Origin of the sequence: Dietzia sp. B19, assembly GCF_014145155.1 — a bacterium.
GTDB classification, from domain to species: Bacteria; Actinomycetota; Actinomycetes; order Mycobacteriales; family Mycobacteriaceae; genus Dietzia; species Dietzia natronolimnaea.
Map to the genome: position 1 here is coordinate 1 of NZ_JAALED010000426.1, position 4,993 is coordinate 4,993.

General features: G+C 71.7%; 4 protein-coding genes and 1 pseudogene. All 5 read right to left on the reverse strand.

Features of this window, described 5'->3' with window-relative positions:
* Positions 1 to 313, reverse strand: a pseudogene (locus G6020_RS12130) (DivIVA domain-containing protein); the annotation flags it as partial.
* A 127-nt stretch (positions 314 to 440) separates the two neighbouring features.
* The gene (coaD, locus tag G6020_RS12135; protein ID WP_182610806.1) at positions 441 to 914 is read right to left on the reverse strand and encodes a pantetheine-phosphate adenylyltransferase; all 474 of its coding nucleotides are present in this window, start codon (positions 912 to 914) and stop codon (positions 441 to 443) included.
* The gene (gene rsmD, locus G6020_RS12140) at positions 911 to 1,498 is read right to left on the reverse strand and encodes a 16S rRNA (guanine(966)-N(2))-methyltransferase RsmD (RefSeq protein ID WP_182610807.1); all 588 of its coding nucleotides are present in this window, start codon (positions 1,496 to 1,498) and stop codon (positions 911 to 913) included. Before rsmD ends, coaD begins: the two co-directional genes overlap by 4 nt.
* 29 nt (positions 1,499 to 1,527) lie before the next feature.
* Positions 1,528 to 3,804 carry an ATP-dependent DNA helicase RecG gene (gene recG / locus G6020_RS12145; protein ID WP_182610808.1) on the reverse strand — a complete coding sequence of 759 codons (2,277 nt, stop codon included), beginning with the start codon at positions 3,802 to 3,804 and terminating at the stop codon, positions 1,528 to 1,530.
* On the reverse strand, positions 3,801 to 4,993 hold a 1,193-nt coding region (locus G6020_RS12150; RefSeq protein ID WP_182610809.1), incomplete at its 5' end, for a Dak phosphatase. The genes recG and G6020_RS12150, both read right to left, overlap by 4 nt.

Genomic DNA, 4,993 nt, shown 5'->3' on the forward strand with positions numbered 1-4,993 from the left:
GATCGGCCCGTGCCTTGGCGTCGGCGAGCATCGCGTCGGCGTCCGCCCGGGCCTCGCGCAGCGTGCGATCCGCCTCGGCATCCGCGGCGGACACGGTGTCCCGGGCGGTCGCGTCGGCTTCCGCGAGCACGCTGTCACGCTGATCCAGCACGTCCTGGGCGTCGTCGAGCTCACCGGGGAAGGAGTCACGGATGTCATCGAGCAACAGCAGCGACTCGTGCCGGGGCACCACGCAGTTCGCGGTCATGGGCAGACTGCGGGCATCCTCGATCATCGCGTTCAGCTCGTCGAGGGCCTGGAACACTCGGTACACGCTCGTCCCTTCACCGGATCGTCACTCTTGCCACACCAGTGTGCCCGCAAGCCGGGTCCCGGTGCGGGTGCGGCGGCGGTGTGTCCGGTGGTCCGGGGCGCAGGGGCTCGCCGCCCGGCCCCACCGCTCAGCCCAGCCGGTCCTTCAGGGCCCGTGCGACGGGATCCGGCAGGAGATGCGAGACGTCCCCGCCCAGACGGGTGACCTCGCGGCACAGCGACGAGGACACGAAGGCCAGGTCCGCCCGGGTCGGCAGGAACACGGTGTCCACCCCCGCGATCGACCTGTTCATGTGGGCCATCGGCAGTTCGTAGTCGTAGTCGGTCGAGTCGCGCAGGCCCTTGATCACGGCCGTGGCGCCCTTCTCGCGGCAGTAGTCGACGAGCAACCCGTAGAAGCTGTCGACGCGGACCCCGGGGAGGTCGGTGCAGACCTCCTCGATGAGCGCCTTCCGCTCGTCGATGGTGAACGTCCCCTGCTTGTTGGGGTTGGCCACGACGCACACGATCACGTCGTCGAACAGCTGGGCCGACCTCCGGATGATGTCGAGGTGCCCGAGGGTCACCGGGTCGAACGAGCCTGGGCACACGACGGTGGTCATCGGGCGACCGTATCAACCGGCCGGGCGATCTCGACGGCGGTCTCCCCGTAGGTCCGTTCGAACTCCACCTCGTATCCGTCGGGCCATCGCACGGCCGGGTCCCGTCGGGACCTCTCCCACACCACGAGGGCGTCCCCGGCCAGCCAGCCTCCCGCCGACAACGCCTCGAGGACGGGGGCGTCGAGCTCCCCGGACTTCTCGTACGGCGGGTCTGCGAGGACGAGGTCGAACCCGCCGGCCACCGGACACGGCCCGGCGACGGCGGCGGGCAGCGCCGCCCGCCTCACGGTCGGGCGGACCGCCGGGAACGACGACGACAGACCCGCGGTGTTCGCGCGGATGCTCGCGACCGCCCGGGGGTTGTCCTCCACGAACCACACCACGTCGGCGCCCCGGGAGACCGCCTCCAAGCCGAGGGCGCCCGATCCCGCGAACAGGTCCAGCACGGCGGTTCCGTCCAGATCCATCCGGCTGGTGATCGCGCTGAACAGGGCCTCGCGGACGCGGTCGGTGGTGGGCCGGGTCCCCGAGGGCGGCACGGTGATCGACCGCCCGCGCAGGCGGCCCGAGATGATGCGGGTCATGACTCCCCCGATGGTCGAGATGGTGGTGGTCAGTACTTGAACAGGTAGTCCGACTCGTCCGAACCGGACAGTCGGCGGACCCGCTCGGCCAACGCCGGGTGGGTGTCGAGCCCGGGGTCGGAGTCGAGGATCTCCTCGGCGTGGCGGCGTGCGATCTCGATGACCTCGCCGTCCTCGACGACGGACAACAACCGCAGCGAGGCAAGTGCACCCGACTGAGCGTCTCCGAGGACGTCACCCTCGCGGCGTTGGACCAGGTCGAGCTGCGCCAACAGGAACCCGTCGGTGGTGGCCGCGACGGCGTTCAACCGTTCCATCGCCTTGCCCCCCTCGCGGGAGTTGGTCACGAGCAGGCAGAGCCCGGGCAGGCCACCCCGACCCACCCGTCCACGGAGTTGGTGGAGCTGGCTCACCCCGAACCGGTCGGCGTCCATCACCACCATCACGGTGGCCTCCGGTACGTCCACCCCGACCTCGATCACGGTCGTCGACACCAGGACGTCGAGATCACCGGACGCGAACGCGTTCATGGTCGCGTCCTTCTCCTCGGGAGGAAGCCGACCGTGCATGAGGCCGATGCGGAGTCCCGCGAGAGGCCCGGTGGACAGGTACTGGTGGAGCTCCACGGCGGCGACCAGCGGGGGCCTGTCGCCGCCCCTGTCGTCGTCCCCTCCCTTCGGGGCCCCGTCCGGGGCGTCGGTGGTCTCGGCGTCGATCCGCGCACACACGACATACGCGCGATGACCAGCCCCGACCTCCTCCCGCACCCGCTCCCAGGTGCGCTCCACCCATCTCGGCCTGTCCCTGGCCGGCACGACGGAGGTCGAGATGGGTCTGCGTCCACCGGGCAGTTCACCCAGCTCGGAGACCTCCAGGTCGCCGAACACCGTCATCGCGATGGTGCGGGGGATCGGCGTCGCGGTCATCACCAACAGGTGCGGGACCATCCCGTCCCGCCCCTTGGCGCGGAGCCGGTCACGCTGACGGACCCCGAAGCGGTGCTGTTCGTCGACCACGACCAACCCCAGGTCGAAGAAGTCGACGGAGTCCTGGATGAGCGCGTGCGTGCCCACGACGATCCCGGCCTCACCGGTGACGATGTCGAGCAGGGCCGCCCGCCGCTCCGCGGTGGACATGGACCCGGTCAGCAGCACCACCCGGGTGGCCTGGTCCGCGGCACCGAGTCGGCCCCGCTCCCCCAGATCACCGAGCATGGCCGTCAGCGAGCGGTGGTGTTGGGTGGCCAGGACCTCGGTGGGCGCCAGCATCACGCACTGGCGCCCGGCATCGACCACCTGGAGCATCGCGAGCAGTCCGACGACCGTCTTCCCGGAGCCGACCTCACCCTGGAGCAGGCGGTTCATCGGTTCGTCGAGCGTCAGGTCCGCCGAGATCTCCTCGAGGACGGTCTGCTGCCCGGCGGTGAGCTCGAACGGCATCCGCGCCTCCATCGCGGCACGGACACCGTCGCCGCGAACCGGGCTGGCCGGCGCCGGGTCACGGGCGACGAAGCGGCGCCGGGCCCCGAGGAGCAACTGCAGCGCGATCGCCTCGTCGAACCGGAGCCGGTAGCCGGCCCTGTCCGCGTCCTCGACCGTCGACGGCAGGTGGGCCTTGCGCAGCGCCTCGTCGAGGCCCATCAACCCCGCCGCAGCCAGGACCGCGTCGTCGAGGGGGTCAACCACGGGGACCAGGGCGCGGATCGCGGTGACGACCGCGCCGAGCAGGTCCCACGAGGTCACACTCTCCTTGGCCGAGTAGATGGGCAGGAGCGGGCGGTCGAACAGACTCGGGCCACCCTCGGCGTCGATCTCCGCCGAGAGGCGCGCGAGCGCGGCGAGGTCTCCCGAGCCCTTGAGCTGGCCGCCGGGACCGGCGACCGATCGGAGGACCAGGAACTCGGGGTGCTTGAGATCCAGGGACTGACGGAACCGCGACACGGTCCCGTCGAACATCGCCACCGTGCCCACCGGGAGCATGAACTTGATCCTGCGGCCGGCGAAGTAGACCACCTTGAACGTGGTGTCCTCGTCCTTCACGGTGAGCGTGAGCATCTCCCGCGGCTGGCCCTGCTTGGTGGTGTAGGTGCGGGTCGCTGCGGTGGCGACGGTCCCGATGATCGTCACCCGCTCGCCGTCGACGAGCTCCCGCCGGTCGTAGCGCTGCCCGTGCTGGCGGTAGCGGCGGGGCAGGGTGTGGAGCAGGTCGCCGACCGTCCGGTGACCGAAGGCCGTGGTGATCCTCTCGGCCAGTCCGGCGTCGAGGACCTCCGACAGCGGAGTGTCCGTGGTGGCGAACGCGGTCATTCGACCCCGACGTGCGCGAGCACCCGGCCCGGTCCGGCCGCGTACCCGGCGACCTCCACGTCGGGGTGACCGTCGCGGATCCGGGTCAGCGCCTCCTGCGTCGCGGCGTCGTCGTAGTCGGCGCCGAGCAGCAGGGTCACGAGTTCGCCGCCCGAGGAGAGCAACCGGTCCGCGAGCGCGCACACCGCGTCCACCGGGTCCGTCTCGATGAGGGCGACATCGTGGCCGACCATGCCGAGGAGGTCCCCGGCGGCGCAGCGACCCACCAGGGTGAGCGCGTCGTGTTCGGCCCGCACCAGGTGCGCGTGCCGGGTGGCCGCGGCCGCGTCCGCCATCCCGAAGCCGTCCAGGGACAACGTGGTCGAGGGGTCGTGGACGGCCAGCGCGGACAACCCCTGGACGACCGACCCCGTCGGGAGGATGAGGGCGTTGCCGTCGACGTCGCGCAGGGCGGCGTCGAGTGCTCCGATCTGCGCCCTGGACAGCTCACCGTTGGGCAGCACCAGCAACTCGTCCGCGGACAGTGCCAGCACCGCGTCGATCACCCCGCCCTCGTCCGGATCGACCGTTCGCGCCCCCGCGCCCGAGAACAGCTCGGCGAGCGGCCCGTCGGGGACGATCGCCACCACCGTCCGCTCGGGTTCGCGCCCGGTCCGGTCCGCCCCCTCCCCGGACCCATCCCGTCGACGGTGCCCTGTCGACGGGCTCCCGCCCACCGGGTCCAACATGTCCGTCACACGGATCTCGGTGACCCGGCCGAGCGAGAGCGCGACCTCGACCGCCGTTCCGATGTCGTCGGTGTGGACGTGGACCGCCCAGCGGGCGTTGTCCCCCGTTCCACCGTCGCCCACGACCACCACGCTGTCGCCCAGGGTCCGGAGAGCGGACCTGAGCTCGTCGGCGCGCGCGTCGTCCGAATGGGTCAGGGAGTACATGACCTCGTACCGGGTGTCGGCGGAGGACTCCGGGGCACCACCGTCCGTCCCGTCACACTGCGCGGACGGCTCGGTGAACGGGTCCTCGGGGACGAAGTAGTCCGGTCGCTCCGGCGCCTGTCCCCCGAGCACCTCGACCATGGTGTCCAGCAGCACCAGCAGGCCTCTGCCGCCCGCGTCCACGACCCCCGCCCGGGCCAGCGCGGGCAGCTGGGACGTGGTGCGGTCGAGGGCCTCCGCCCCCGCGTCCGCGG